This window comes from Mesorhizobium sp. WSM4842 (assembly GCF_055901575.1).
On record NZ_CM148372.1, the window covers coordinates 4,137,157 to 4,162,034 of the forward strand.

At 61.3% G+C, this 24,878-nt stretch carries 26 protein-coding genes, 1 tRNA gene and 2 pseudogenes; 17 read left to right on the forward strand and 12 right to left on the reverse strand.

Annotated features, from left to right (window positions below; translation table 11 throughout):
* Positions 1 to 125: 125 nt before the first annotated feature.
* Positions 126 to 419, forward strand: coding sequence for a hypothetical protein (locus AC0NIE_RS20020; protein WP_473487215.1), 294 nt, complete (start codon positions 126 to 128; stop codon positions 417 to 419).
* A gap of 15 nt (positions 420 to 434) precedes the next feature.
* On the opposite strand, the gene AC0NIE_RS20025 is transcribed toward AC0NIE_RS20020, so the two are convergent.
* Positions 435 to 599: a type II toxin-antitoxin system antitoxin gene (locus AC0NIE_RS20025; protein WP_082982500.1), complete on the reverse strand. Its 165-nt coding sequence runs from the start codon at positions 597 to 599 to the stop codon at positions 435 to 437.
* Positions 600 to 768: 169 nt separating this feature from the next.
* Between AC0NIE_RS20025 and AC0NIE_RS20030 the strand changes: the two genes are divergently transcribed.
* Positions 769 to 1,020 carry a hypothetical protein gene (locus AC0NIE_RS20030; protein WP_473487216.1) on the forward strand — a complete coding sequence of 84 codons (252 nt, stop codon included), beginning with the start codon at positions 769 to 771 and terminating at the stop codon, positions 1,018 to 1,020.
* Complete coding sequence (locus AC0NIE_RS20035) at positions 1,014 to 1,223, forward strand: hypothetical protein (RefSeq protein WP_473487217.1); 210 nt, start codon at positions 1,014 to 1,016, stop codon at positions 1,221 to 1,223. The genes AC0NIE_RS20030 and AC0NIE_RS20035 overlap by 7 nt, the downstream gene beginning before the upstream one ends.
* Positions 1,224 to 1,614: 391 nt before the next feature.
* Here AC0NIE_RS20035 and AC0NIE_RS20040 read toward each other — a convergent pair whose 3' ends face one another.
* Positions 1,615 to 2,031 carry a hypothetical protein gene (locus AC0NIE_RS20040; protein ID WP_473487218.1) on the reverse strand — a complete coding sequence of 139 codons (417 nt, stop codon included), beginning with the start codon at positions 2,029 to 2,031 and terminating at the stop codon, positions 1,615 to 1,617.
* A 418-nt stretch (positions 2,032 to 2,449) separates the two neighbouring features.
* Here AC0NIE_RS20040 and AC0NIE_RS20045 point away from each other — a divergent pair, with 418 nt between their 5' ends.
* Positions 2,450 to 2,932, forward strand: coding sequence for an SRPBCC family protein (locus tag AC0NIE_RS20045; protein WP_473487219.1), 483 nt, complete (start codon positions 2,450 to 2,452; stop codon positions 2,930 to 2,932).
* 102 nt (positions 2,933 to 3,034) lie between these two features.
* On the opposite strand, the gene AC0NIE_RS20050 is transcribed toward AC0NIE_RS20045, so the two are convergent.
* The 4 genes and pseudogenes from AC0NIE_RS20050 to AC0NIE_RS20065 form a co-directional block, all read right to left on the reverse strand.
* Positions 3,035 to 3,223 carry a hypothetical protein gene (locus AC0NIE_RS20050; RefSeq protein ID WP_473487220.1) on the reverse strand — a complete coding sequence of 63 codons (189 nt, stop codon included), beginning with the start codon at positions 3,221 to 3,223 and terminating at the stop codon, positions 3,035 to 3,037.
* A gap of 80 nt (positions 3,224 to 3,303) precedes the next feature.
* Complete coding sequence (locus AC0NIE_RS20055; RefSeq protein ID WP_473487221.1) at positions 3,304 to 3,909, reverse strand: NADPH-dependent FMN reductase; 606 nt, start codon at positions 3,907 to 3,909, stop codon at positions 3,304 to 3,306.
* 1,048 nt (positions 3,910 to 4,957) lie between these two features.
* A complete protein-coding gene (locus AC0NIE_RS20060) occupies positions 4,958 to 5,347 on the reverse strand; it encodes a hypothetical protein (protein WP_473487222.1) in 390 nt (129 codons plus the stop codon).
* A gap of 121 nt (positions 5,348 to 5,468) precedes the next feature.
* Positions 5,469 to 5,696: pseudogene (locus AC0NIE_RS20065) on the reverse strand (helix-turn-helix domain-containing protein); the annotation flags it as partial.
* 210 nt (positions 5,697 to 5,906) lie between these two features.
* Between AC0NIE_RS20065 and AC0NIE_RS20070 the strand changes: the two are divergent.
* The 3 genes from AC0NIE_RS20070 (at position 5,907) to AC0NIE_RS20080 (ending at position 7,415) form a co-directional block, all read left to right on the forward strand.
* On the forward strand, positions 5,907 to 6,158 hold the full coding sequence (locus tag AC0NIE_RS20070) for a hypothetical protein (protein WP_473487223.1): 252 nt from the start codon (positions 5,907 to 5,909) through the stop codon (positions 6,156 to 6,158).
* Positions 6,155 to 6,457, forward strand: a complete 303-nt coding sequence (locus AC0NIE_RS20075) for a hypothetical protein (RefSeq protein ID WP_473487224.1) — start codon at positions 6,155 to 6,157, stop codon at positions 6,455 to 6,457. The genes AC0NIE_RS20070 and AC0NIE_RS20075 overlap by 4 nt, the downstream gene beginning before the upstream one ends.
* A 79-nt stretch (positions 6,458 to 6,536) precedes the next feature.
* Positions 6,537 to 7,415 (forward strand): DUF4238 domain-containing protein, encoded by an 879-nt coding sequence (locus AC0NIE_RS20080; RefSeq protein ID WP_473487225.1) that lies wholly within the window; start codon positions 6,537 to 6,539, stop codon positions 7,413 to 7,415.
* A gap of 166 nt (positions 7,416 to 7,581) precedes the next feature.
* Here AC0NIE_RS20080 and AC0NIE_RS20085 read toward each other — a convergent pair.
* The 3 genes from AC0NIE_RS20085 to phaC form a co-directional block, all read right to left on the reverse strand.
* A tRNA-Glu gene (locus AC0NIE_RS20085) sits at positions 7,582 to 7,656 on the reverse strand.
* Between the two features lie 191 nt (positions 7,657 to 7,847).
* Positions 7,848 to 9,113, reverse strand: a complete 1,266-nt coding sequence (locus AC0NIE_RS20090; RefSeq protein ID WP_473487226.1) for a YcbK family protein — start codon at positions 9,111 to 9,113, stop codon at positions 7,848 to 7,850.
* 215 nt (positions 9,114 to 9,328) lie between these two features.
* Entirely contained in the window at positions 9,329 to 11,164 is a 1,836-nt protein-coding gene (phaC, locus tag AC0NIE_RS20095; protein ID WP_473487227.1) for a class I poly(R)-hydroxyalkanoic acid synthase, read from the reverse strand.
* Positions 11,165 to 11,230: 66 nt separating this feature from the next.
* Between phaC and AC0NIE_RS20100 the strand changes: the two genes are divergently transcribed.
* From AC0NIE_RS20100 to recJ, 5 genes are all read left to right on the forward strand, one after another.
* Complete coding sequence (locus tag AC0NIE_RS20100; RefSeq protein WP_473487228.1) at positions 11,231 to 11,668, forward strand: hypothetical protein; 438 nt, start codon at positions 11,231 to 11,233, stop codon at positions 11,666 to 11,668.
* Between the two features lie 62 nt (positions 11,669 to 11,730).
* Positions 11,731 to 12,948: an LL-diaminopimelate aminotransferase gene (locus AC0NIE_RS20105; RefSeq protein ID WP_473487229.1), complete on the forward strand. Its 1,218-nt coding sequence runs from the start codon at positions 11,731 to 11,733 to the stop codon at positions 12,946 to 12,948.
* A 42-nt stretch (positions 12,949 to 12,990) separates the two neighbouring features.
* A complete protein-coding gene (locus tag AC0NIE_RS20110) occupies positions 12,991 to 14,304 on the forward strand; it encodes a homoserine dehydrogenase (protein ID WP_473487230.1) in 1,314 nt (437 codons plus the stop codon).
* Positions 14,305 to 14,445: 141 nt separating this feature from the next.
* Complete coding sequence (gene glpX / locus AC0NIE_RS20115) at positions 14,446 to 15,429, forward strand: class II fructose-bisphosphatase (protein WP_473487231.1); 984 nt, start codon at positions 14,446 to 14,448, stop codon at positions 15,427 to 15,429.
* 61 nt (positions 15,430 to 15,490) lie between these two features.
* Positions 15,491 to 17,275: a single-stranded-DNA-specific exonuclease RecJ gene (gene recJ, locus AC0NIE_RS20120; RefSeq protein WP_473487232.1), complete on the forward strand. Its 1,785-nt coding sequence runs from the start codon at positions 15,491 to 15,493 to the stop codon at positions 17,273 to 17,275.
* A 35-nt stretch (positions 17,276 to 17,310) separates the two neighbouring features.
* Here the strand turns inward: recJ and AC0NIE_RS20125 are convergent, their stop codons facing one another.
* The 3 genes from AC0NIE_RS20125 to folE all read right to left on the reverse strand — a co-directional run bounded on the left by AC0NIE_RS20125 (position 17,311) and on the right by folE (position 19,608).
* Positions 17,311 to 18,279 (reverse strand): patatin family protein, encoded by a 969-nt coding sequence (locus tag AC0NIE_RS20125; protein ID WP_473487233.1) that lies wholly within the window; start codon positions 18,277 to 18,279, stop codon positions 17,311 to 17,313.
* Between the two features lie 84 nt (positions 18,280 to 18,363).
* Positions 18,364 to 18,834: a phosphoribosyl-AMP cyclohydrolase gene (hisI, locus tag AC0NIE_RS20130; RefSeq protein ID WP_473487234.1), complete on the reverse strand. Its 471-nt coding sequence runs from the start codon at positions 18,832 to 18,834 to the stop codon at positions 18,364 to 18,366.
* 138 nt (positions 18,835 to 18,972) lie between these two features.
* Positions 18,973 to 19,608 carry a GTP cyclohydrolase I FolE gene (gene folE, locus AC0NIE_RS20135; protein ID WP_023801043.1) on the reverse strand — a complete coding sequence of 212 codons (636 nt, stop codon included), beginning with the start codon at positions 19,606 to 19,608 and terminating at the stop codon, positions 18,973 to 18,975.
* 240 nt (positions 19,609 to 19,848) lie between these two features.
* Here folE and AC0NIE_RS20140 point away from each other — a divergent pair, with 240 nt between their 5' ends.
* The 5 genes and pseudogenes from AC0NIE_RS20140 (at position 19,849) to AC0NIE_RS20160 (ending at position 24,829) form a co-directional block, all read left to right on the forward strand.
* Positions 19,849 to 20,295, forward strand: coding sequence for an iron-sulfur cluster assembly scaffold protein (locus AC0NIE_RS20140; protein ID WP_473487235.1), 447 nt, complete (start codon positions 19,849 to 19,851; stop codon positions 20,293 to 20,295).
* Between the two features lie 7 nt (positions 20,296 to 20,302).
* The gene (yidD, locus tag AC0NIE_RS20145; protein ID WP_473487236.1) at positions 20,303 to 20,665 is read left to right on the forward strand and encodes a membrane protein insertion efficiency factor YidD; all 363 of its coding nucleotides are present in this window, start codon (positions 20,303 to 20,305) and stop codon (positions 20,663 to 20,665) included.
* Positions 20,666 to 20,801: 136 nt separating this feature from the next.
* A pseudogene (gene blaOXA, locus AC0NIE_RS20150) lies at positions 20,802 to 21,627 on the forward strand (class D beta-lactamase).
* A 167-nt stretch (positions 21,628 to 21,794) separates the two neighbouring features.
* Positions 21,795 to 23,771, forward strand: a complete 1,977-nt coding sequence (gene thrS, locus AC0NIE_RS20155; protein ID WP_473487237.1) for a threonine--tRNA ligase — start codon at positions 21,795 to 21,797, stop codon at positions 23,769 to 23,771.
* Between the two features lie 119 nt (positions 23,772 to 23,890).
* Complete coding sequence (locus AC0NIE_RS20160; RefSeq protein WP_473487238.1) at positions 23,891 to 24,829, forward strand: lysophospholipid acyltransferase family protein; 939 nt, start codon at positions 23,891 to 23,893, stop codon at positions 24,827 to 24,829.
* The last annotated feature ends 49 nt before the right edge of the window (positions 24,830 to 24,878 follow it).

The following is a 24,878-nucleotide window of genomic DNA, read 5'->3' on the forward strand; positions in this document are numbered from 1 at the left end:
CCGTCAGTTCGCACGGGGCGGGCGGTTTGCTCCAGTCCGGAATTCCGATTTGGAGGCCGCCATTGCACAGCTGCCCTGCGACATGCGAGTTTGTCAACCAAATGGCTCATCATGGGAGTCTCGTCATGTCCATTCGCCGGATTGCGTTGACCTTGGCAGCGGTCACGCTTGCCTTCACAACCCTCGCCCAGGCCAGGCCAGACACCCGCGCCATGACCTGCCAACAGACGCAGGCGCTAATCCAGAGCCATGGCTCGGTGGTGCTGACCACCGGCCCGAACACCTATGCCCTCTACGTCCGCCAGTACAGCAATGCGTGCGACTGGTCGGAAATCCCAGCGGTAGGGTTTGTGCCGACGCGCGATGGCCAGTGCTTGGTTCATCGATGCAGAGAGCCGCTCTACACTCCTCCCGGCTGACGGTGACGAGCATAGCTATTCTGCTGCGCCTTTCGGCAGGTAGCCCTTTTCCCGCAGATACGTGGTCAGGATCTTCTCGACCATCGATGACACAGACCGCATGTCATCCTTCGCCGCTTCCTCCAGAGCATTTTTCAACCCCTGTTCGATGCGGAACGAAATCGGAGCCGTCCTGACCATGGTGTGCGATCCTCATACAATGTAGTTGACGATTGATGACATTGTATGAGATTGTGAGAGGGTAAGCAAACTAAACCACGGGAGAAACCAAATGCCGAACATCACTGTTCGGGCAGCCGCCGAAGGCATGCCCGAGAATCAACCGCCGCCACATCCTAGGCGGTGCGTCATGAGCGCCGACAAGGAAAAGGCAGCCTTCTTCGGTCTGGAGCCGCTGCTCTGCGACACTATCAACATGCTCGATGTCCTCGTAGGCATGATGGACAGTATGGGACTAACCGCAAAACCGTCCGGCCCCAATCATGTGCTGACCCAAGGCGAGGCCGATCGGCTTTTCTTCGTTGCCTGCACCGCGGAGTCGATGTCCCAAAAGGCTAGGCAAGCCTACTATGAAGCGCTCGGGTGGGATGCGTCGTGCTGAAGAAGGACCGCGTTGCCCACTACCTGGAGAAAGCCGAGCGCTTGGAATACATCATCCCGAACTTCGACCCGGCGAACGGGGACATGATCCTGGTGTTCAAGACCGAAGACGCCAGCGGCGGCCGCTCATTCCGCCTCTCGCCAGAGTTGGGCGCCAAGTTCCGTTCCTACATTTTCCAGGCGATCCGCGAGAAGGCAAACTGAGAAATGCCCGGCCGCCGACTTGGCCCGCTGCCTCACGGTGGCGGGCTTTTTTGCTGGGGCGGTCAGTTCGGCGCGATTAACGTTCTCTGCGATTTCCAAAACTGAGTGTCGATCGCGTCTTTAGTAGCCGCCACCGCCAGTACCGCCAGTACCGCCGGCACTGCCACTACTGCCCCCGCTCGATGTAGACGCGGTTGCCGGTGCGGGTGGAGCCTCGCCGCGTGGTGCTGTCATGCAGGCAGTCAAAAGTAATACCGAAAACAGGATGAAAAGGCGCATATCGATAACCTCCTTTGGTAGGGTGTTCTCTATCGACAACGTCTCAGGTCCATCATTATTCCGCGAAGTCTGATCGGAATGCCCGCTGCCTCACGGTGGCGGGCTTTTTTCATCAGCTGATCGCCTTGATAGTGCCACCGACCAATCCGCCGAATAAGGCGCCGATCTTCACGTAGGCCGATGGCGCAAGATCGCCCTTCGTATCTTTCAGTGTCTCGGCCACCGACTTCTCGTCAGTTGATGCCTTCATCTGAAGCGCCTGCAGCCCCTTCGAGGTCAGTTGGACGCCAATGTAGGTAGTCCCATGGGACGGCGTCGCAGATACGTTCTGGGCTCGAACGAGGCCCTCGTCGAGCATCCAGTTAAGCACGTCGTCGAAGGCCGCAGTCGCCTTATCGAGGTCGTCCATGTGGAGGATTTTGAGTCCATCTTTATAGGAGTCGAACCGGTGACGTCCGTGGCCGCCTGAGAGCAGCACCTCGAGAATTCGACCGATAGCCTCCTGATCTTTTTCCAGCTTTGTCTGCACCTTGGCTAGCCCTCCCAAAACCCGGTCTATTTCGCCCGCTGGTTTGCTCCGGATCGACCCGAGGTCTACTCCGACGACCCTGACGCCATCCTGCTAGTCACGGCCCTTGGCCTCGACCCTGACGCGATTCTCGCGCCTATCGTTTGAAAGACGCCTCGGGGGTGTTTCCCAAATGGAACTTTAGTAAATCCTAATGATTGTCTGTGAGCAGTGGGCGCTCCCGGGCTTGCTCGCTGCAGATCGGGCCCCAACCCCCGATCGAGCCCGCGCTCTCCGCCAGAGGCGCGGGCCTTTCAGTTGACAGCCGTAAGGCCGTACCTTCGCGGCCATCGTTGTATTCGGGCATGGGTCTCTATCGGGAAGCCGACATTCATGAGAAAATAGATGGTGGCGGGGTATCGTAGGGAGGAACCCGCAGATGAAAACAAGAACTCCAAGAACCTTGGTTTCCACTATTGCTGCAATGGGTCTTCTGGTCGGATCGGCCGCCGCGCTGGAAGTCGCCAGTTCCGCCACCGTGGCGGGCAAACCGGATACGGTCTGGCAGAAGATCGGCGACTTCTGCGCTATTCAGACCTGGCATCCCGCCGTATCGAAGTGCGAGCAGAGCGAAGAAGGTGGCGCGACCTATCGCACGCTCACGACCGCTGACGGCGGCACATTCAAGGAGAAACTCGTCGAGCAGACGGATACCAGTTACACCTATGACATCATCGACTCTCCGCTTCCCGTCGAGAATTACCGCGCCACGATTAGCGTCTCGGCAGAAGGAGATGGGACCAGGGTGGACTGGAAAAGCAGCTTTGACTCAAAGGGCCAGTCGGATGACGAGGCCAAGAACGTGATCAGCGGCATTTACAAAGCCGGCCTCGACGAGATCGCCAAAATGAGCGGCAACTGATCCGGCTGTCGATGAACAGGCAACGCGACAAGGACAAAGAATTCTTGTGCTAGGCTGCATGTTGCGCCCATTGCGGTCATTTGGTACCGGCGCCCAACCCGTTTATTGTCGCTTATCGCGGTCCTTCTTGTCTCTTTTGGCCCGCTCCTCGTGGAAGCGGCGCTTTCCGTCGATAGCCAACGTGCGGTAGAAGGGCTTGTCCTTCTCGGCCTGCTCCCGTTTGGCTTCCGTGCGAGTTTGGCGCTTCTGCCCGAACGTCGCCTTGAACCACGCCACGATGTCATTCAGCATTGCAACCTCCACAAGCGGCCCAGCATACTAGTGGTTGAAGTCTAACGCTCGGCACCGGCTGGCCGCGCGTGTCCTTGAACTTATGTGGACGTCAGGCCTTCTTTAGCAGGAATTGGCTCCGGTCTGGGAAGGGCGGTATAGACCAGAGTAATGAAGCGGTGGAATTGCATCATGTAGTCGCGCAGGAACTCCTCAGTCGAGGGGTCGGTGACCTCGCCGTCGTCGGTGATCAGGCCGGGTTTGAACTGGATGTAGGCCTCGATCGCGTTCATCAGTGGGGAGTTGCAGAAGGCAAGAACGCCGCGAAGGCTTTGTTGCGCCAGCGCAGTCCCGAGCATACCCGGCGAGGCGCCGATGATCGCCGACGGTTTTCGGGTGAACGAATTCTTGCCGTAGGGTCGGCTCGCCCAGTCGATCGCGTTTTTGAGCCCGCCTGGGATCGAGCGGTTGTACTCCGGCGTGACGAACAACACGGCTTCGACTGCGGCGAGCGCATCCTTGAAGGCCCTTGCCTGTGGAGGGAAATCCGCGTCGTAGTCGTAGCTGTAGAGCGGCAGGTCCTTGAACGGGATTTCGGCCATCGAGAGCTCGGCTGGCGCTAGGTTCACGAGCGCCTTGGCCAGCTTGCGGTTGAGTGAGCCCTTGGCGAGGCTGCCAATGAGATAACCGACTTTGTACGCGGTCATGGGAATACCTCCTCGGGAGAATGCCAGTGTGCGGCTGGCGGCGCAGCCGCGAAGGGTACACCCATAGGCAGATTAGTGCACGTGTCTCTGCGGGCCGTCCGGCCGGCTGCAGATAGCGCAAATCCAGACTTCTGAACAAAAGTTGGTCGGCGCCAAGCGCGGACAGGCCCTGAGCTAATATCAACCCAATGCCAAAGGCGTCCTATTGCCGACGCCCTCGTTTTCAGGATTATATTCCTCCCGTTGCGGCGACCTTTCAACGGAGATCGCTATTGACCAGGACCAAACTTTCCAAGCAGCTTTTCCCAGGCTGAAATTGACCGCTTTCTGGCGGCAGCGGAGGCGCTGCACAGGAGCATCGTCAAGCCGCTGCTATCGCCTACCAGCGACCATTACCGGGCGCTGCAAAGCACGCATGCAGCCTTGTTGAAGACGGTGAAGGATATCACCGGCAAGGATGCACCATTCGTCCAGTGGAACACCACAGGACCGGTACGGCCCCCTACGGCACGGGTAGCGCCGGGCGGTTAAGTCACACGCCGGGCGCTACTGCCCCTAAATCCTGATCTCGACATACGACAACAGGTAAAGGATCGCCATGGTCGCCGTCACGAGTATGACCCATAAGCCTAAGTTGCTCATGCCTCCTCACTTCCCGGCGGCTCGCTGTTGGGCACAGGGTGTTGGGATGTAGGGACGCCTATGGTGTGATCGCGGAAGGCCTACGCGCTGCCGTCCGTCTCGCTTCCTCGTCGATCGCCCGGACCGGCAGATCGGCGTATCATTCTACTAGCGCCGCCTCCAACGATGCAATCTGCCCCGCCAACTCGCGGAGTAGATCCTGTGTTGGGCATTGTGGTTTTCAACTTCTCGATCGTTAATGAAATTGACGCAGGCCACAAGGCGCTGGCTCACATCAGCGCTCTCCATGTGAAGAAATGGTCAAACCCTGACTGCCCAGACCAGAGCGCGCCGACAACGCCACGACGCTAGCCGCAGCCTTCCTTATTGGCCGTTTCAGCCCTGTGGATATCGGACATCCAGCTAGCTAGAACGACAGATAAATGCTCACTCCCGAGCCAGGGTAGTAGCCTGGATAGTAGCCAGGATAGTAGCGCGGGTAGTAGCGCGGGTAGTAGCCCTGATAGTACGGCCGATAGTATGGCCGATAGTGGTGCGGATAGTAGTTACGGTAGCCGTAGTAGCGGCGTGGATAGCATGACCCGTAGTAGCGGCAAGACCGCCGTGCGTACCCGTTGTTCCAGTGGCGGCCATTCCGCCAGTAACGATTGCCGTTCCCGTTTTTCCAGTGGACGGGTTCGACCACGTCGGCCCGCATTTGCTCGGGTTTCTGCATGAACATCGGCGCGGCATTGACCGGCAAGGCGAAAGATGCGGCCAAGATTGTGGCCGCTAGGGCTGATAAGAGCCTTTTCATCGCGGACTCCTCTGAATAGGAAGACCCAGTTGCAGGCTGTCTAGTATACGCCAAGGAGCCTGAACCGTGGATGAACGGCGGCGCGTCTACACGATGTTGGGTTTCAGCGGTGCATCGGTCACTTCCTCAGCCTCACCCCGGCGCCGCCACCATTCTCCGGGATGAACTCGACTCCGGCCGTTTCGAGCGCTGCCTGAAGGTCAAGCAGAGTGCGGTCATACGACGCCCGCTTCCCAGCTTCGAAATTTGCAATTGTCGCCTTCGCCACCTTCGAAGCCATCGCCAGTTGATCTTGCGACCATCCGATAAGCGCCCGGCCGGCCCGGCATTGAGCAGACGACATTCCCATTTTAGTTAAACCTTGCACTAAAGATGTTGACTTCATTAATCGGTTCAGCCTTATACCATTAGTGTAACGTTATCGCAAACGGAGGAAGATCCAATGCCGAACACAACTGTTCGGGCGGCCGCCGAAGGCATGCCCAATGTCAACCGCCGCCGCCTTCTTGGCCTCGCGGCTGCCGCTGCCGCGGCCGCGGCCTTGGCTGCCGCTTCAACGATGACCGACGCCACCGCAGCGCCGTCTGTCGCTGACGCGATCCCAGCTATGCGGACGAAAACCAGTCTCGATGCAATGCTGCTGGATCTGCCGCCGGAAGAGGCTCAGCGGTTGAGGCTAGAAATTCTAGCGATCCTCGCCGCCGTCAAAAAGATGTGCGCCCGAGGCGACGATTTCCAAACGATCAGGAATTTTGTCAGAACCCGGGGTGAGCAAAACGAGATGGACTGGAAGAGGGAACACGGAATATGAGCACCACACCGACCGTCGAACCATGTGTCTGCTCTGATATCTTCGTTACCGGCGCCGGGCCGCTCCTGTTTATGGGCGACAATCTCAGGCTGACGCTGACCGTGAACCAGCGATCAAGCTACGATAGCGAAAACCGCGGCATTGAAAACGCAGTAGTTGCCAGGCTGGTCGGAAGTCGATCCGACATGCTCAAGATCGCCGCCGCCATCCTTCGCGGATGCAACGCGCGGTCAATGCCGGTCGACAAGGTGGTTGAGAGCTTCATGGAGTTTCTGGAGGCACCGGCAGAGCGTCACTGATCAACCGGAAAACATTTCCACTTGATAGCCCGCTGCCTCACGGTGGCGGGCTTTTTGTTCGCCTGCTACTTACCGAGGTATGGCCAAGAACAAGCCGCCAGCCGACCATCATTTCGTGCCGCAGTTTCTTCTCCGAAACTTCGTTGACGATGCTGGCGCTTTGCACGTCTTTGATCGGCGAACGCTTGCCCGGGGGGTGTTCCAGAATCCACCTGGTAAGGTGTTCTTTGAACGACAGCTTTACACCTCATTTGAAATAGACCTGTCTAAAAACGTCGACCTAGAGCTCGCCTTTGCTCATCTGGAGGGAATTGTAGCGCCGCTGATAGCGCGCATCGTGGAGACGGCGAAACATAGCCGAGGCGTCGCACTGCATTCAAACGAACGTCAGCTGCTTGCGATCTATACCTACTACCAGTGGAAGCGGGTGCCGGACAATTTTAGGCAGTTCTCCAGCCTTGCAACGTTCCGGATCGATGGCGAGAAGGTACTTCGCGAGTTCGAAACCCGATACCGCCCGCTCGATGATCATGAAAGGGAATACTTCGGAAAGGAGGAGACGTGGAGGCGAATGCTCCAGAACGTCCGGCGCGACGTAATTTCCAAAGGGAATGCGTCAATTGTCGATACCGTCGAATCAATGAACCTCTGCATCGTGAAGATCTCGAACCCGAAGAAGGCCTTCATCATATCGAGCTATCCGGTCTACAAACTCAATTTTCCAGGCCGAGCGGCACTCACCGACCCCACCGTTGAATGGTGGTTTCCTATTTCCTCCGAGGTCTCGCTGGTTTGGACAGGAAGAGGTCGAGCAACGCTCTTTCGAAGTCTTTCTGATGGCCAGGAGGTGAGGCGGCTGAACCAGGCCGCCGCGGCGAAAAGCAATATGATAGCTTCACGCTCCGCCGCACTTACAACGTCCCTTGCCGCATTCAGCGGTGCTCAAATAGAGCCTTGAGCGTCCTTCCAGGCCCACATCGCCATGCCAGGAGATCGTCCAACTGTTTGGTCGCCCATATGGAGGCCGGCCCGCGCTTTCTCCAGACGATTCGGCCAGCCCAATTAGGAAATTGGCCAAATATTGGACAGGGAAGTGGAACTTTCGGCTAAGTTGTTGAAATCATTGGTACGCCCAAGGGGAATCGAACCCCTGTTACCGCCGTGAAAGGGCGGTGTCCTGACCGCTAGACGATGGGCGCGCTCAGATGTGAGCGCTTATAGTTGCGTTGCACCAAACCGGCAACCCGTCTGCCGCTGCCTGCGACAACTTTTTTCAGTGGCCGCAAAGCCGCGCATTTTCGGCGATTTAGCCCGGTTCGACGCGGCACCGTATGCCGTCGTGAGACGGCACATTGCGGATGTTGCATAAAGGGAGAGAAAGAACCAGCCGTTACCGCCGCCGGCGGCAGCGCCAGTTCCAGTCGCGCTCGGGACCAACGTCGATGTGAACGGATTCGGTATGGCAGTAGGTGCCGACGCCGCCGCGCCCGGGCATGCTGCGGATGTAGCTTGCCAGTTGCGCTTTCGAGACGCCTGGAACCTGGATGTCGGCAGCGGCGCAATACATGTGCAGCGAATTCTTGGCGCCGTTGGCGCGGCGGTTGCGGGCCGGGTCACGATAGCCGGAGGTGACGATCATCTTCTTGCCGTAGTGGCCCTCGATCGTCTTGAGCACGCGGACCAGCGAAGGTTTTAGGCAGGCAACGTCGACATTCTCGGTCTGCTTCAAAAGACCGTTGGGCGCCAGCCGGGCAAGCCCGGCAGCGGATGCCACCTGATAGGCGCCGCCTTCATCCTCGTTCAGATCGACGTCGCTGTCGTCGTCGAGGCCGGATTTGCGCTTGATCTCGAAGAGTGCGGTCTTGCGTACGCCAGGCAGCGCGTCATCGGTGAAATGGCTGGTGTCGCCGATCGAAGCCAGTTGCACCGGCTTTTCAGCCGATTTGGCCGAGGCCAAGGTGATGGTCGGCTTTGCCGCCGCCGCCTTGGGCAGCGCCGACGCCGGTTTCTCGCCCGACCTGTTGTTGGCCTGCGGGGCAGGGGCCGCCGAGGCGGGCGTGGCGCTGAACAAAGAGGCGAGGAACCCCTTCTTCTTCGGCGCATAGGCTTGCGGCTGCGGCTCTCCGGCGGTCACATAAACCGGGTTGTTCATCGCCGGCGCGGCGGCCTCGGCTTTGGACTTCGGCGCGGCCGTGTCTGCATCGACGGTTTCGGTCTTCTGCGCAGCAGCGTCGGCCTGTTTAACCGTCTGCGCCGACTGTTGCTCCTGTGGCTGCGGCGTCTGTCCCGCAGTCGCGTCTGCGCGCGCAGGAGCCGTGACGGGGAAGCCGGCATCGGACTCGGCGCCTCCCTGGGGGGCCTGGGTCCCCGGCTTGGCCATTGGCACATAAGTGACCTGCTCGGGAAGGGTTGCGTCGCCCTCGGCGGTCATCGTCATCTGTGAAGTCGTGATCTGCGACGACGAATCAACGGCGACCTGTTGGGTACCAGAGGCCGTGCTGATATCCGTAGCAGAGGCGTTATAACCGGGCATGCCGACTGACAGGGACGGGTCACCGGCCGAGGTGCAGGACGCCAGGAGCACGGAGAAAAGCGCGGCCGCAATGGCGCGGCTTTCTCCCTTCGCGAGGCGCGATCCTGCTGATTTCAAAACCAAATTCCCCCTCGATGTCCGGCCGGTAAATCATTGGCGCGGCGTCGGAACGACTCGCCGAAATAAATCCTTGTCCCCGAACGGAAACGAGACCTGTGTCAAATCCGCAAGCCCCAGAGTAATTCGACGGCTAGAGAGGAATCGAGGCTGCTTAAGGGTTGACGACACCATTTCGTCCTCTTTTGGCGGCGCGTCAACTCACCACACATTACAGAAGGTTACACACGCACCTTGACATAGCTGCCTGGCGCCTCGCCCAGGGTTTTCATGTGCTTGCCGGGTTTGCGGGCCGGCACGCGGGTGTTGTCCTTGGCCTCGATCCAGCGTTGCCAGTGCGGCCACCAGGAGCCGGGATGGTTTGTGGCCTCGGCGAGCCACTGGTCGAAGTCGCCCGCCGGCTTGCCGCCGGTCCAGTAGTGATATTTTTGCGCCGCCGGCGGATTGACGACGCCGGCGATGTGGCCGGAGCCGGCCATGACGTAGTCGACCTCGCCGCCGAAATATTTGGAGCCGAGGAAAACCGAAAGCGCCGGCGCGATATGGTCTTCCTTCGAGGCGAGGTTGTAGACCGGGATGGTGATATCCTTCAGCGATACCACGCGGCCCGCCAGTTCCATCATGCCTTGCGAAAGTCTGTTCTCGAGATAGCAATTGCGCAGGTAGAAGGAATGATTGGCCGCGGCCATGCGGGTCGAATCGGCGTTCCAGTAGAGCAGGTCGAAGGGCAGGGGATCCTTGCCGCGCATGTAGTTGTTGACGACATAGGGCCAGATCAGGTCGCCCGAGCGCAGCATGTTGAAGGCGGTCGCCATCTTGGTGCCGTCGAGATAGCCTTTCTCGTTCATCGCCTTTTCGACGGCAGCGACCTGCTCCTCGTCGACGAACACTTTCAGGTCGCCGGCATAGGTGAAATCGACCTGCGTAGTGAAGAAGGTGGCCGATTTGATGCGGTGGTCGCCTTCCTGCGCCATCAGCGCCAGGGCCGCCGCCAGAAGCGTGCCGCCGACGCAATAGCCGACGGCGTTGACGTCCTTTTCGCCGGTGGCCTTTTCGATCGTGTCCAGGCCGTATTGCAGGCCCTCTCTGATATAGGCCTCCCAGCTCTTGGTGCCGTGGCGCTCGTCCGGGTTGATCCAGGAGATGACGAAGACGGTGTGACCCTGCTCGACCGCCCAGCGGATGAAGGATTTTTGCGGGTTGAGATCGAGAATGTAAAATTTGTTGATCCATGGCGGGCAGATCAGCAGCGGCCGCTTGAGTACGGTCTCGGTCGCAGGATCGTATTGCAGGATCTCGGCGACATCGCTGCGGCCCACCACCTTGCCGGGTGTCGTGGCCAGGTTCTTGCCGATCTCGAAGGACGAGTAATCTGCCTGCCTCAGTTTCAGGTCGCCCTTGCCGGCGGCGATGTCCTCGGCCAACATCTTCATGCCGCGCACCAGGTTTTCACCATTCGAGGCGATGGTCTCGCGAAACAGTTCCGGATTGGTCAGGATGAAATTCGATGGCGAGATGGCGTTGGATACCTGCTTGACGTAGAAGCTGGCCTTGTGGCGGGTGTGCTCGTCCAGGCCATCGGCGTGCTCGACCAGTTCGCCCGCCCAGCGCGAGGTGACGAGATAGGCCTGCTTGAGGAAATCGAAGAAAGCGTTGCGGCCCCATTCCGGATCCTGGAAACGCTTGTCGCCGAGCTCGGGCTTGACCGCGTCGTCGGCATCTTCGCCGCCGGCGCTGAGGCGCTGGATCGAGTTGGCCCAGACGGTCATGTAGCCGGAGAACAGCCGCGTCTGCGCCTCCAGTGCGCGCTGCGGGTCGGAAAGCCAGTATTCGCTCAGCTTGGAGAAGGTCTTCACCATGTCGACGACCGGCTCGGCGACATGATCGCGCACCTCGCCTCTTTCCCGCGGCTCGGCCCATGCGGAGGCCGCCTTGCCGGCCTGCTCGATCATGCGCGCCATGTTCAAGGCGAAGCGTTCCGGGTCCTTCACCAGATATTGCTCGACGGTCGAGGGCCGCTCATCTTCCGTTTTTCCCGAATCGGGTGTTTTGGACATGGTTTGCGGGTTCCTCCCGAAGCGTTTTCTTGACATATTACCATGGGATGTCCGACAGGGTCCAACGTGCTCTACCTCGGCTGCCAAGGAAACAATATGACGATTAATATTGGCGACGCTGTTTTTTCTACCACTGGTTTTTCTGGCACTGGTCGTTTTTGCCGCATGGGCGCGACGGTCGTCCTGCTGGCGATATCAGGCTGTTCGAGCACCAACGTCGAGGGTACCACGCCGGTCGCGGCTAGCGACGGGCCAAAGAACACCGGCACCTATCCGAACCTGAATATTCCGCCGCAGGCGGCGGCGGAACAGTTCACCGAGGCGGAAAGGAACGCCAAGCTCGCCCAGTTGAAAGCCGACGAGCAGGCGCAGGGTTCAAAAGGCGGCGCGGTCAAGGCCACGAACCAGGCGGCGCTGAACACACTGGCAAGGAAGCACGGCACCGACGCGCTGAAGCAGATCGAAACCAAATGCGATCCCGCCCTCGACCCTACCTGCAAATAGGGTTATATCGCGCGACCGACAAGCACCTTTGCCGAAAACCACTTTGACCGTCTGGAATTGACATGGAAGAATTTCACAAGGTCCGCCGGCTTCCGCCCTACGTCTTCGAGCAGGTCAACCGGCTGAAGGCCAGTGCCCGTTCGCGCGGCGCCGACATCATCGACCTTGGCATGGGCAATCCGGACCTGCCGACGCCAAAGGCGATCGTCGACAAATTGTGCGAGGTCGTGCGCGATCCGCGCACGCACCGCTATTCGTCGTCGCGCGGCATTCCGGGCCTGCGCCGCGCCCAGGCCAATTATTATGCCCGCCGTTTCGGGGTGAAACTCGACCCGGACACGCAAGTGGTGGCGACGCTGGGCTCGAAGGAAGGCTTTGCCAATATGGCGCAGGCGATCACCGCGCCCGGCGACGTGATCCTGTGCCCCAACCCGACCTATCCGATCCACGCTTTCGGCTTCATCATGTCGGGCGGCGTCATCCGCTCGTTGCAGGTGGAGCCGGACGACGGCTTCATTCCGGCGCTGGAGCGCGGCATCCGCCATTCGATCCCGAAGCCGCTGGCGTTGATCCTCAATTACCCGTCGAACCCGACGGCGCAGGTCGCCTCGCTCGATTTCTACAAGGAGGTGGTGGCCTTCGCCAAGAAGAACGACATCATCATCCTGTCGGACCTTGCCTATTCGGAAATCTATTTCGACGGCAATCCGCCGCCTTCGGTGCTGCAGGTGCCGGGCGCGATCGACGTGGCGGTCGAGTTCACCTCGATGTCGAAGACCTTTTCCATGCCCGGCTGGCGCATGGGTTTTGCCGTCGGCAACGAGCGGCTGATCTCGGCGCTGACGCGGGTGAAATCCTATCTCGACTACGGCGCCTTCACGCCGATCCAGGTGGCGGCCGCGCACGCGCTCAACGGCGACGGCGCCGACATCGCCGAAGTGCGGGACATCTACCACAAGCGCCGCGACGTCATGGTCGACGCTTTCAGCCGCGCCGGCTGGATCGTCCCGGCGCCGGCGGCATCGATGTTCGCCTGGGCGCCGATCCCGGAGCCGTTCAAGCATCTCGGTTCGCTCGAATTCTCCAAGCTTCTGATCGAGCACGCCGACGTGGCGGTGGCGCCGGGCGTCGGCTTCGGCGAGCATGGCGACGATCATGTGCGCATCGCGCTGGTCGAGAACGAGCACCGGATCCGGCAGGCGGCGCGCAACATCAAGCGCTTCCTAACGTCCAGCGCCAAACAGCCCAACAATGTGGTGCCGCTCGCCGCGCATCGCTGAGTGCTTGATTACATCAACCAACCTTGAGGGGCGTCGCCGGACATGGCTGAAGCGTTGCGTGTTGGAATCGCCGGTCTCGGCACCGTCGGCGCGTCGGTGGCGCGCGTGCTGCGCGACAAGGCTGCGGAACTGACGCGGCAATGCGGCCGCGAGATCGTCGTGTCAGCCGTTTCGGCCCGCGATCGCAAACGCGACCGCGGCGTCGACCTCGGCGCGGTCAAGTGGTTCGACGATCCGGTAGGAATGGCGCAGGCCGCCGATATCGATGTCTTTGTCGAACTGATCGGCGGTGACGAAGGGCCGTCGCGATCATCCGTGAAAGCAGCGCTTGAAGCCGGCCGCCACGTCGTCACCGCCAACAAGGCGCTGCTCGCCAAGCATGGCGTGGCGCTGGCCGAGATCGCCGAGAGGGAGGGCGTGCTGCTCAATTACGAGGCGGCGGTAGCGGGCGGCATTCCGGTCATCAAGACCCTGCGCGAGGCGATGGCCGGCAATTCGGTGACCCGCGTCTTCGGCATCCTCAACGGCACATGCAACTATATCCTGACCCGCATGGAGGCCGAAGGCATCTCGTTCGACGACTGCCTGAAGGACGCGCAGCGGCTCGGCTATGCCGAGGCCGACCCGACCTTCGACATCGAGGGTCACGACACCGCACACAAACTGTCGATCCTGACCAGCCTTGCCTTCGGCACGAGGATCGCCGCCAACGACATCTACATGGAGGGGATTTCCAACATCAGCCAGGCCGACATCCGTGCGGCCAGCGATCTCGGCTACCGGATAAAGCTGCTCGGCGTCGCCCAACGCACGGAAAGCGGTATCGAACAGCGCGTGCACCCGACCATGGTGCCGACGGCTTCGGTCATCGCGCAGGTGCACGGCGTCACCAATGCGGTGGCCATCGAAACCGATATCCTTGGCGAGCTTTTGCTCTCCGGTCCCGGTGCCGGCGGCAACGCCACCGCATCGGCGGTGGTCGGCGACATTGCCGACATCGCCAAGAGCCGGCCCGGTTTCCAGCACGGTCCGGTCTTCGGCCTGCCGGCGAAGGAATTGCGACCTTACAAGAAGGCGCAGATGCGCAGCCATGCCGGCGGCTATTTCATCCGGCTGACCGTGCATGACCGCATCGGCGTCTTTGCCGCCATCGCCAAGCGCATGGCCGACAACGACATTTCGCTGGAATCGATCGTGCAGCACGCCGCCGGGGCGGATACCGCCTTGCAGAAGACGGTGATCCTCGTCACCCACGAGACGACGGAAGCGGCTGTCCGCAAGGCGGTCGACGGCATCACCAAGGACGATCATCTGACCGACAAGCCGCAGGTTATCCGCATCGAGCGCGCGGAATAGGGATTTCTCCTTCTCCTTCAATCGATTGATATCGTTGCGTTTTCAAAAAAGGCCCGCCCAGGTCTTGCTGTTGTCATGGAGCTTTGACACAACCGGCGCGCCTCTGGCGGGAGGCAATGTGCCAACGAGGATTGTCCACCGATGAACGTTGCCCAGAACATCGTCGCCGGCCTTGACCGGATACTCACCATGGAACTGGTGCGTGTCACCGAACGCGCTGCGGTTGCGGCGGCAAGGTTGCGCGGACGCGGCGACGAAAAGGCCGCCGACCAGGTTGCGGTCGACGCCATGCGCGAGGAGCTCAACCGCCTCGCCATCAACGGCACGGTGGTGATCGGCGAGGGCGAGCGCGACGAGGCGCCGATGCTCTATATCGGCGAAGAGGTCGGTTCCGGCAAAGGCCCGGCGGTCGACATTGCGCTCGACCCGCTCGAAGGCACGACGATCTGCGCCAAGAACCTGCCTAATGCGCTGGCCGTCATCGCCATTGCGGAAAAGGGCAGTCTCCTGTTTGCGCCCGACGTGTATATGGACAAGATCGCCATTGGCCCGGGCTACGCGGACGGCGTCATCGACATCGATGCCTCGCCGGCCGAAAACATCGCCAGCCTGGCCAAGGCCAAGGGCGTGCCGGTGTCGGAGATCACCGCCTGCATCCTCGACCGGCCGCGCCATGGCGCGCTGATCGAGGCGGTGCGCGCCACGGGCGCTGCGATCCGGCTGATCGGCGATGGTGACGTCGCCGGCGTCATACACACCACCGATCCGGACGAAACCGGCATCGACATCTATCTCGGCACCGGCGGCGCCCCGGAGGGTGTTCTGGCGGCGGCAGCGTTGCGCTGCACCGGCGGCCAGATGCAGGGAAGGCTGATCCTCGACACGCCGCAAAAGCTGGCGCGCGCGGCGAAGATGGGCATCTTGGATCCGAAGCGGATCTACCGCGCGCAAGACATGGCGCGCGGGGACGTGCTGTTCGCGGCAACCGGCGTGACCGACGGCAACATGCTGGCCGGCGTCAAGTTCGGCCGTAATTCCATCACCACTCATACGATCGTGCTGCGCTCGTCGTCGCGCACCGTGCGTGAGATCAAGGCAAGGCACCAGGATCTGGAAAAGTTTTGATTCCCGACTCGGCTAGCCGTCGCATATTGTGAGAAATGACAATCCGCAGACGGCGCGTCGCATGACGGGCGAAAACCGTATCTTCCTCGACGTCAGGCAGTCGGCATCAGGTGTTTCCTGGGAACACCGGCTGACCGAGCGGCAGGACATGACCGCACTCGCCATCGCGCAAGGCTATGGCGTGCCGGACATCGTCGCGCGCGTCCTTGCCGGGCGCGGCGTGACCGCCGAGGAGACCGAGCGGTTCCTTGATCCGACCATCCGCGATCTTTTGCCGGACCCGGCGTCGCTGACCGACTTGGACAAGGCCGCCGTCCGCATCGCCGGGGCAGTCGTTGCCAGGGAAAAGGTGGCGATCTTCGGCGACTACGATGTCGATGGCGCGGCCTCGTCGGCGCTGCTCAAGCGGTTCCTCACGCATTTCTCCGTACCAGCGGAGATCTACATACCGGATCGTATCTTCGAGGGGTACGGTCCCAACCCGGAAGCCATGCGCGAACTTGTCTCGCGCGGCGCAACGCTGATTGTCACCGTCGATTGCGGCACCAACAGCGCCGTTTCCATCGACGCGGCGAACGCTGCCGGCGCCGATGTCGTGGTGCTCGATCATCACCAACTCGGCGGTCCGTTGCCGGCAGCGGTTGCGGTGGTCAATCCCAATCGCGAGGACGACCTTTCGGGGCAGGGCCATCTTTGTGCCGCCGGCGTCGTCTTTCTGGCTCTGGTGCGGACGGCGAAGATCCTGCGCGGCCGGTTGCCGGATGCCGCACCGCCCGACCTGCTCGGCTTGCTCGACCTCGTGGCCCTGGCGACCGTCTGCGACGTGGTGCCGCTGACCGGCGTCAACCGCGCTTTCGTGGTCAAGGGGCTGCAGATGGCGCGCCAGCAGAGGAACGAAGGGCTGGCCGCGCTGGCGCGGGTCTCGCGCATCGGCGAGCCGGTCAGCACCTTCCACCTGGCCTATCTGATCGGACCGCGCATCAATGCCGGCGGGCGCATCGGCGACGCAGCGCTCGGCAGCCGCCTACTCGCCACCAACGATCCCGTCGAGGCCCGCACCATCGCCGAGACGTTGGACCGGCTCAATCAGGAGCGGCAGCAGATGGAACTGGAAATGCTGGCCGCGGCACGCGTCGAGGCCGATGCCGAGCTTGCCGGTGGCAATGGGCCGGCTATCGTCGTCACCGCCAGCTCCAATTGGCATCCGGGGATTGTCGGTCTGCTGGCCTCGCGGCTCAAGGACCATGCGCGCCGGCCCGCTTTCGCCATCGCCTTCAACGCCAACGGTGTCGGCACGGGGTCGGGCCGTTCGGTGTCGGGCTTCGACCTTGGCCGGCTGGTGCGCGAGGCGGCCATTGCCGGGCTGATCGTCAAGGGCGGCGGCCATGGCATGGCGGCCGGCATCACAGTGGAGCGGGCGAAACTTGGCGCGCTCAGGGCCTTCTTCGAGGAACGAGCGGCGGCCGACGTGTTCCGGCTGCACGGCGAGGAAAGCCTGGCGATCGACGGTGCGCTGGCCGCCGAGGGCGCGACGCTCGGCTTGCTCGATGCATTGGAGAAAGCCGGCCCGTTCGGCGCCGGGCATGTCGCACCGATCTTCGCGCTGCCGCGCCATCGCCTCGCCGATGCAAGGCCGGTCGGCACCAATCACATCCGCGCCGAGTTGCAGTCGGCAAGCGGCGGCCGCATCCAGGCGATCGCCTTTCGCGCCGTCGATACGGCGCTCGGCGAATTCCTGTTCAAGAACAGGGGCAAGCCGGTGCACGTCGCCGGTTCGCTGTCGGGCAATCACTGGAACGGCAACCGCACGGTGCAGTTCCGCATCGTCGATGCCGCATGCGCCTGAGAATCGCTTCCCGATTCTGCCGCGCGGGATCGCGTTTAAGCCAGAACCGTCTGCAGGCGGACCAGCTCATCGATCTGGGCCATCGTCACCTGATAGCCGATGCGGATCGCCTCGTCGGCGCGGTGGAATTCGGTCAGGCCGATATGGCTGAGCTTAGGCTGAAGCGACATGTCAGGCGGGTCGCCGGCAAGTCGCGCACGCGAAATGCGGTCCTGGATGATGTTGAAGGCTTCGACCATGACGCCGGTGATGCCGAGCCGTGTCTGGTACTGGTGCCCTGCGTCGATCTGGCCGGGCCTTGGCGCATCCTTTTCGACGAACAGTTCGCCGGCGCTGTGCTTGATGACGGCGGCGCGGCCGAACAGATCGTAGTGAAGGTTCACCGCGACCACGAGCGGCTGCTCGTAGGCGCGGCAGACCGAGACCGGAACCGGATTGACCAGCGCACCGTCGACCAGCACGCGCCCGTTGCAACTGACCGGTTCGAAAACGCCGGGCAGCGCATAGGAGGCGCGCATGGCGGTAATCAGCGACCCGCCCGACAGCCAGATTTCATGGCCGGTGCGGATCTCCGAGGTGACGCAGACGAAAGGCTTCGGCAGATCCTCGAAACGGATGCCGGCCATGTGCTCGCGCAGCCGTGCATCGAGCTTCATGCCGCCGAACAAGCCGCTGCCGCGCAGATTGAGGTCGAGAAGGCCAAAAATGCGCCGCTTCGTCAGGCTTCTGGCGAATTCTTCCAACTCGTCCAGCTTGCCGGCAAGATAGCAGCCGCCGACCAGCGCGCCGATCGAGGTGCCGGCGATCATCGACACTTCGATGCCGGCTTCGTCGAGCGCGCGCAGCACGCCGATATGGGCCCAGCCGCGCGCGCAGCCGCCGCCCAATGCCAGCGAAATGCCTGTTTTCTTGGCGGGGTTCGTTTCGGATGCACCGGCGGACGATGACAGGCCATTGGCCTCTCGAACGTCCGGTCTGTTGCGCGATGACGCCCATTCGAGCATCACAATCTCCCTTGTCCCACGGCCAACATACAGGCTGACCGTTCCGAAATCATGAATATACGTGGCTGCAGTTCGGCGAATGGTTCATATGGATGGTTCACGGGGCTTTCGATACGTTTTTTCCGCATCGAACAGCGGCTTGCTGCCGTCGCTGGCAAGCGTCCCCTTGCCGCCGATCAGTCCCACCGTCCGATAAAAGCAAGAACGCCGGCCGGTGTGGCAGGTTGCGTCGTGGCCCATCACTTTGACGCGCAACCATATGGCATCCTGGTCACAATCCGTGAGCATCTCGACGACGTTCTGGACATTCCCGGACGTTTCGCCCTTCTTCCACAGAGCGTTGCGCGAGCGCGACCAGTAGTGGGCGATGCCGGTTTCCAGCGTCAGCGCCAGCGCTTCGGCGTTCATATGCGCGACCATCAGCAGCATGCCGTCTTCGGCATCGGTGACGACGACGGTGACGAGGCCGCCGGCATCGAAGCGCGGCGAAAAGACAGTGCTTTCTTCCAGTGCCTTCTTGTCTGATGGAGCTTTCGGAAATTCCACTGCCGACATCGCCGGTCCTTGTTCAGGGCCTCGCCCATTCCGATAGGATCGGAATGGGCGAGGCCCTGTCTTGTTGTTTGGCCATGATCCTATCCGAGAACCGGTTCCCACTTCTCGGGGGCATGGCTAGCGACCGGCGACGGTCGTTCAGCCCCTGCCGCCGCGCACCATGGTAACGAAACGGACCTGTTCCTCGGGCGTGTCCTTGAAGACGCCGGTGAAGGTCGAGGTCAGCGTCGTCGAGCCTTCCTTGCGGATGCCGCGCATGGCCATGCACATATGCTCGGCTTCGAGCATGACGGCGACGCCGCGCGGATTGAGCACGTCCTGGATGACGCCGGCGATCTGTGCGGTCATGGCTTCCTGGGTCTGCAGGCGCTGGGCGAAGATATCGACGACGCGCGCGATCTTGGACAGGCCGACAACCTTGCCATCCGGCAGATAGCCGACATGCGCCTTGCCGATGATCGGCACCATGTGGTGCTCGCAGTGCGAATGGAATGTTATATCCTTGACGAGGACAAGGTCGTCATAGCCGGCGACTTCCTCGAAAGTGCGGCCGAGTTCCTCGGCCGGGCACTTGTCGTAGCCGCCGAACATTTCGCGATAGGCCTTCACCACACGCTTTGGCGTATCGACCAGGCCCTCCCGGTCCGGATTGTCGCCGGTCCAGCGTAACAGCGTGCGAACCGCGGCCTCGGCTTCGGCTTCGGTCGGCCGATCGGTGACCGGCTTTTCCATATAGGCGGAAGGGGGCATGAATTTCTTGATGACGGCATCCATAAAGGCGTCTCCCGTAGTTCCCCTCTCAGGAGGAACGAGTTGAACGGACCACGACCTTTCGGGTGTTAGAAACGTGCCCTGTTTCCAGCCCGTAAGCGGCGTGAAGTGATTTGAGCAAAGACGAGGTTGTTGGTTGCCTTGTCCATACCCGAGTACCAGCATTATATATGATCGTGCCGAGCGAAAGGAAGACCGTCAGCGGCAATCGCTGTTCGCTTGGCGGCGACGGATTGGAAAAATATGATCGACGACGTCTACAATGCGAAAATTCTGGGATTTGCCGGGAATATCGCGCGGATCGGCCGGCTCGACCATCCTGATGCAACCGCGCGCGCGCATTCCAAGCTGTGCGGCTCGACCGTGACCGTCGATCTGAAGATGGATGACGGCGTCGTCACCGATTTCGCCCATGACGTCAAAGCCTGCGCGCTTGGCCAGGCGTCGTCCTCGATCATGGCGCAACATGTCGTCGGCGCCAGCGCGGATGAATTGCGCAGCGTTCGCGAGACGATGCTGAAGATGCTGAAGGAAAACGGCGCGCCGCCGGGTGGCCGCTTCGCCGACCTCAGATATCTCGAACCGGTGCGCGACTATAAGGCGCGCCATGCCTCGACCATGCTGACCTTCGATGCGGTGGTCGACGCGATCGGCCAGATCGAGAAGAAGCGCGCCGAACAGGCGGCGTAGCCGTCAAATGGCGACGGATCACACGCATCAGAGGCCGCGATACACACGCAACTGGCCCGGCCCGTGGCGCAAGACGCCCGGCCGAATCCTCGGCACGTCGCTCGTGCGTTTTTATCAGCTGACGCTGTCCGGCTTTGTCGGCAATTCCTGCCGGCATCTGCCGACCTGCTCCGAATACGCGCACGAAGCGATCGCCCGCCATGGATTATGGGCGGGCGGCTGGATGGGGTTTTTCCGGGTGCTGCGCTGCGGGCCGGGCGGAACGCATGGCATTGACCGCGTGCCGGAGGTGCTGACCGAGCGCTATGTCTGGTTCACGCCCTGGCGGTATTGGCGGATTGGAAAAAAGCGCAGTGACCCTGAAAGCTGATGCGGAAAGGAGAGCTCTGCATCGGGCAGATCTTTACGATTTGCTAGGGTTAACCGCACGTTGCGCATTTAAGACAAGATCGAGACATGACGCCTCGCTAAGCCGCTCCTGACATGCCTCAGGAGAGATTGCCCCAATGCGCCAGATCGACCGCCGCCCATTCGTTTTCGCCTTGGTTATCTACCTTCTGGCCTGGCTGTTTGGTTTTCCGATCCGCGCTCAATCCGCGCCACTGAAGGACGTCGAATGCACGCTGATCCTGGATGCTGTGAGCGGCGAAACGCTGCATCGGCAAGGGATTTGTGACCAGCGCTTCAGTCCCGCCTCGACGTTCAAGGTCCCATTGGCCCTGATCGGCTATGACGCGGGAATCCTGGGCGACGCGCACACGCCGGCGTGGGACTACAAGCCCGAGTTCAAGGCGGTTAAGCGGGACCAGAAAACCGTCGATCCGACGATCTGGGAAAAGGACTCGGTGCTGTGGTTTTCGGGGGAAATCACCCGCCGCCTCGGCAGCGAACGGTTTGCCGGCTACGTCTCGAAATTCGACTACAGCAACACCGATGTTTGCGGCACTCCCGGCAAGAATGATGGCCTCACCCGGTCCTGAGTGAATTCTTCCCTTGAGATATCGCCGGTTGAACAGGTCGATTTCTTGCGCCGCTTGCTCGCCCGCAAACTGCCGGTTTCGGATAAGGCCTATGCGATGACCGAGGCGATCTTGCCGACCTTCCAGGCAGGTGGCTGGACCGTGCAGGGCAAGACCGGGACCACCAGGCTTGGCGACAGCGCCGACAAGCGCTGGCTTGGCTGGTTTGTCGGCTGGGCCAACAAGGATACGCGCAATATCGTCTTTGCCCGCCTGGTAATCGATACGAAACGTTCCGACACGCCCAAGGGTCCTCAGACGCGGGGCGATATTCCTGAAAGACCTGCCGAATCTCATCAACAAGAGCAAGTGATCGGCCATTCGCCTTTACGGCACGGGAATCTGCCCATAAAAGACTGCCGCCGGACGCACATCCGGCGTTTACCTTGTGCATGTCGTAGCCCCAAAACCGCTGCACACTCTTGGGCGACGTGCAATTCACCACCCGCGCTCGTTTGCGGGACTGGATAGGAGAATTTTATGCTGAATTCCGTTTCCCTGACATTTCCCGATGGCTCCGTCCGCGACTACGACGCGGCGATGACCGGCGCCGGCCTGGCAGAATCGATCTCTAAGTCGCTGGCCAAGAAGGCGGTCGCCTACTCGATCGATGGCGTGGTGCGCGATCTTTCCGATCCGCTCGGCAAGTCCGGCAAGGTCGAGATCATCACCCGCGAAGACCCGCGCGCGCTGGAGCTCATCCGCCACGACGCAGCACACGTGCTGGCCGAAGCCGTGCAGGAATTGTGGCCGGGTACACAGGTGACCATCGGCCCGGTGATCGAGAACGGGTTCTACTATGATTTTGCCCGCAACGAGCCGTTCACGCCCGACGATTTCCCGGTGATCGAGAAAAAGATGCGCGAGATCATCGCGCGCAACAAGCCGTTCACCAAAGAGGTGTGGTCGCGCGAGAAGGCGAAAAAAATCTTTGCCGAGAAGGGCGAGCGCTACAAGCTGGAACTGATCGAAGCCATCCCCGAAAATCAGGACCTCAAGATCTACGCGCAGGGCGATTGGTTCGACCTCTGCCGCGGCCCGCATATGGTCTCGACCGGGCAGATCGGCAGCGCCTTCAAGCTGATGAAGGTGGCCGGCGCCTATTGGCGCGGCGACAGCAACAACCCGATGCTGACCCGCATCTACGGCACGGCCTGGGCTGACCAGGCGCAGCTCGATGCCTACCAGATGATGCTGGAGGAAGCCGAAAAGCGCGATCACCGGAAGCTCGGCCGCGAGATGGACCTGTTCCATTTCCAAGAGGAGGGGCCGGGCGTCGTCTTTTGGCATGCCAAGGGCTGGAGAATGTTCCAGAACCTGGTCAACTACATGCGCCGCCGCCTCGACGAGCAGGGTTATCAGGAAGTCAACGCGCCGCAAGTGCTCGACAAGAGCCTGTGGGAGACGTCAGGCCACTGGGGCTGGTACCGGGACAATATGTTCAAGGTGACGGTTGCCGGCGACGACACCGACGACGACCGGATGTTTGCGCTGAAGCCGATGAACTGCCCCGGCCACGTCCAGATCTTCAAACACGGGCTGAAGTCCTACCGCGATCTGCCGGTAAAACTTGCGGAATTCGGCAATGTGCATCGCTATGAGCCGTCCGGCGCGCTGCATGGGTTGATGCGCGTGCGCGGCTTTACCCAGGACGATGCTCACATCTTCTGCACCGAGGAACAGCTCGCCGACGAGTGCATCAAGATCAACGACCTGATCCTGTCGACCTATGCCGACTTCGGCTTCGACGAAATCACCGTCAAGCTGGCGACCCGCCCCGAAAAACGGGTCGGCACCGACGCGATGTGGGATCATGCCGAGGGCGTGCTGCAGGACGTGCTCGACAAGATCGCGGCGCGGTCGGGCAACCGGATCAAGACGGGCGTCAATCCGGGCGAGGGCACGTTCTACGGGCCGAAGTTCGAATATGTGCTGAAGGACGCCATCGGCCGCGACTGGCAATGCGGCACCACGCAGGTCGACTTCAACCTGCCGGAACGGTTCGGCGCCTTCTACATCGGTTCCGATTCGGAAAAGAAGCAGCCGGTGATGGTGCATCGCGCCATCTGCGGGTCGATGGAGCGCTTCCTCGGTATCCTGATCGAGAATTATTCCGGCCATTTCCCGCTGTGGTTCGCACCGCTGCAAGTGGTGGTTGCAACGATCACCTCCGATGCCGACGATTACTCGCAAAAGGTCGTCGCGCAACTGAAGGCAGCCGGACTGTTGGCGGAGACCGATCTTCGCAACGAGAAGATCAACTACAAGGTCCGCGAGCACTCGCTGGCCAAGGTTCCGGTCATCCTCGTCTGCGGCAAGCGCGAGGCGGAGGAAGAGACGGTCAACATCCGCCGGCTCGGCTCGCGCGACCAGGAGTCGCTTGGCCTTGGCAAGGCGGTGGCAATGCTGGCCGAAGAGGCGGTAACGCCCGACCGCAGGCGCAAACGAGCGGCCTGAGTTCAGCCGGATTTGTCGACGGAATGGCGGTGGAGCGATCCACCGCCATTTTCACATGCCGCTATTTCACATGCCTGCCATTTCACATGCTTGTCACGCCAGCCTTGTAACGAGCCCTCATGCTCAAGCTGAAGTTGCGCGAAAGACCGTTTCCCGAGCTTTCCTATGCCAGCCCGCATCAGCCGGCATTGACGCGCTGGTTCATCCACTCCATCGAAGGCCTGTCCGGTCGCGACCGCTTCGCGGCCCTCTATGACTTTTGGCGGCGCCATGTGGTGCCGACCGGCGAGCGCGTGTTCAGCCGCATGCTGGAGCTGATCGATGTCGAGGTGCGGACCACCGGCCAATGGCCGCCGGAAAAATTGCCTGACACGCCGCTGGTGATCGTCGCCAACCATCCGTTTGGGATCGGCGACGGCATTGCGGTGCTCTCGCTGGCCGAGCAGCTTCAGCGCCCGTTCCGTGTGATGATCCACAAGGATCTGCTCAAGATCCGCGAGATGGAGCCCTATTCGCTGCCGATCGACTTTTCCGAGACCAAGGACGCGCTCAGGAACAACATGGCGGTGCGCCATGAGGCGGTGCGGCTGCTGAAAGAGGGCGTCATCATCGTCATCTTCCCCGCGGGCGGCGTCGCCACCGCGCCGAAAGGTTTTGGCCGGGCGCGTGATCTGCCGTGGAAGATGTTTCCGGCCCGTCTCGTCCAGGATGCCAAGGCATCGGTTGTCCCAATGCACTTTTCCGGCCAGAACGGCCGGCTGTTCCACCTGGTCAGCGGACCGATGAACATGGCCGAGCGTGACGGGCGTGTGGCGAAGTTAGTCGGTAGGGCTTCGCTGACGCTGCGCATTTCCCTACTCATCCACGAATTCGCGCGGCTGTCGGGCAAATCGATCGACGTGCGCATCGGCGACGTGTTGGGATGGGACGAACTGGAGCCGCTGCGCGACCGCAAGGCTTTGCTCGACCGCCTCCATCGTGGCGTTTTCGATCTGGCGCCGGCCGAGGCGCGCGGCCGCGGCCAATTCCTGCCGCGACGCATACGCAAGGCGGCCTGATCGACAAATCATAGGCTGCTGGACCCGAATCTACAGGGCAGTGTCCGGA

Coding starts and splice junctions, on each gene's coding strand:
- AC0NIE_RS20060 (WP_473487222.1), bottom strand. CDS start 5,347: ATGAAAAGGCTCTTATCAGCCCTAGCGGCCACAATCTTGGCCGCATCT.
- recJ (WP_473487232.1), top strand. CDS start 15,491: ATGACGGGCGAAAACCGTATCTTCCTCGACGTCAGGCAGTCGGCATCA.
- AC0NIE_RS20045 (WP_473487219.1), top strand. CDS start 2,450: ATGAAAACAAGAACTCCAAGAACCTTGGTTTCCACTATTGCTGCAATG.
- AC0NIE_RS20125 (WP_473487233.1), bottom strand. CDS start 18,279: ATGCTCGAATGGGCGTCATCGCGCAACAGACCGGACGTTCGAGAGGCC.
- AC0NIE_RS20025 (WP_082982500.1), bottom strand. CDS start 599: ATGGTCAGGACGGCTCCGATTTCGTTCCGCATCGAACAGGGGTTGAAA.
- AC0NIE_RS20110 (WP_473487230.1), top strand. CDS start 12,991: ATGGCTGAAGCGTTGCGTGTTGGAATCGCCGGTCTCGGCACCGTCGGC.
- AC0NIE_RS20075 (WP_473487224.1), top strand. CDS start 6,155: ATGAGCACCACACCGACCGTCGAACCATGTGTCTGCTCTGATATCTTC.
- AC0NIE_RS20055 (WP_473487221.1), bottom strand. CDS start 3,909: ATGACCGCGTACAAAGTCGGTTATCTCATTGGCAGCCTCGCCAAGGGC.
- glpX (WP_473487231.1), top strand. CDS start 14,446: ATGAACGTTGCCCAGAACATCGTCGCCGGCCTTGACCGGATACTCACC.
- hisI (WP_473487234.1), bottom strand. CDS start 18,834: ATGTCGGCAGTGGAATTTCCGAAAGCTCCATCAGACAAGAAGGCACTG.
- AC0NIE_RS20080 (WP_473487225.1), top strand. CDS start 6,537: ATGGCCAAGAACAAGCCGCCAGCCGACCATCATTTCGTGCCGCAGTTT.
- yidD (WP_473487236.1), top strand. CDS start 20,303: ATGGCGACGGATCACACGCATCAGAGGCCGCGATACACACGCAACTGG.
- phaC (WP_473487227.1), bottom strand. CDS start 11,164: ATGTCCAAAACACCCGATTCGGGAAAAACGGAAGATGAGCGGCCCTCG.
- thrS (WP_473487237.1), top strand. CDS start 21,795: ATGCTGAATTCCGTTTCCCTGACATTTCCCGATGGCTCCGTCCGCGAC.
- AC0NIE_RS20160 (WP_473487238.1), top strand. CDS start 23,891: ATGCTCAAGCTGAAGTTGCGCGAAAGACCGTTTCCCGAGCTTTCCTAT.
- AC0NIE_RS20030 (WP_473487216.1), top strand. CDS start 769: ATGAGCGCCGACAAGGAAAAGGCAGCCTTCTTCGGTCTGGAGCCGCTG.
- AC0NIE_RS20140 (WP_473487235.1), top strand. CDS start 19,849: ATGATCGACGACGTCTACAATGCGAAAATTCTGGGATTTGCCGGGAAT.
- AC0NIE_RS20020 (WP_473487215.1), top strand. CDS start 126: ATGTCCATTCGCCGGATTGCGTTGACCTTGGCAGCGGTCACGCTTGCC.
- AC0NIE_RS20050 (WP_473487220.1), bottom strand. CDS start 3,223: ATGCTGAATGACATCGTGGCGTGGTTCAAGGCGACGTTCGGGCAGAAG.
- AC0NIE_RS20105 (WP_473487229.1), top strand. CDS start 11,731: ATGGAAGAATTTCACAAGGTCCGCCGGCTTCCGCCCTACGTCTTCGAG.
- AC0NIE_RS20070 (WP_473487223.1), top strand. CDS start 5,907: ATGACCGACGCCACCGCAGCGCCGTCTGTCGCTGACGCGATCCCAGCT.
- folE (WP_023801043.1), bottom strand. CDS start 19,608: ATGGATGCCGTCATCAAGAAATTCATGCCCCCTTCCGCCTATATGGAA.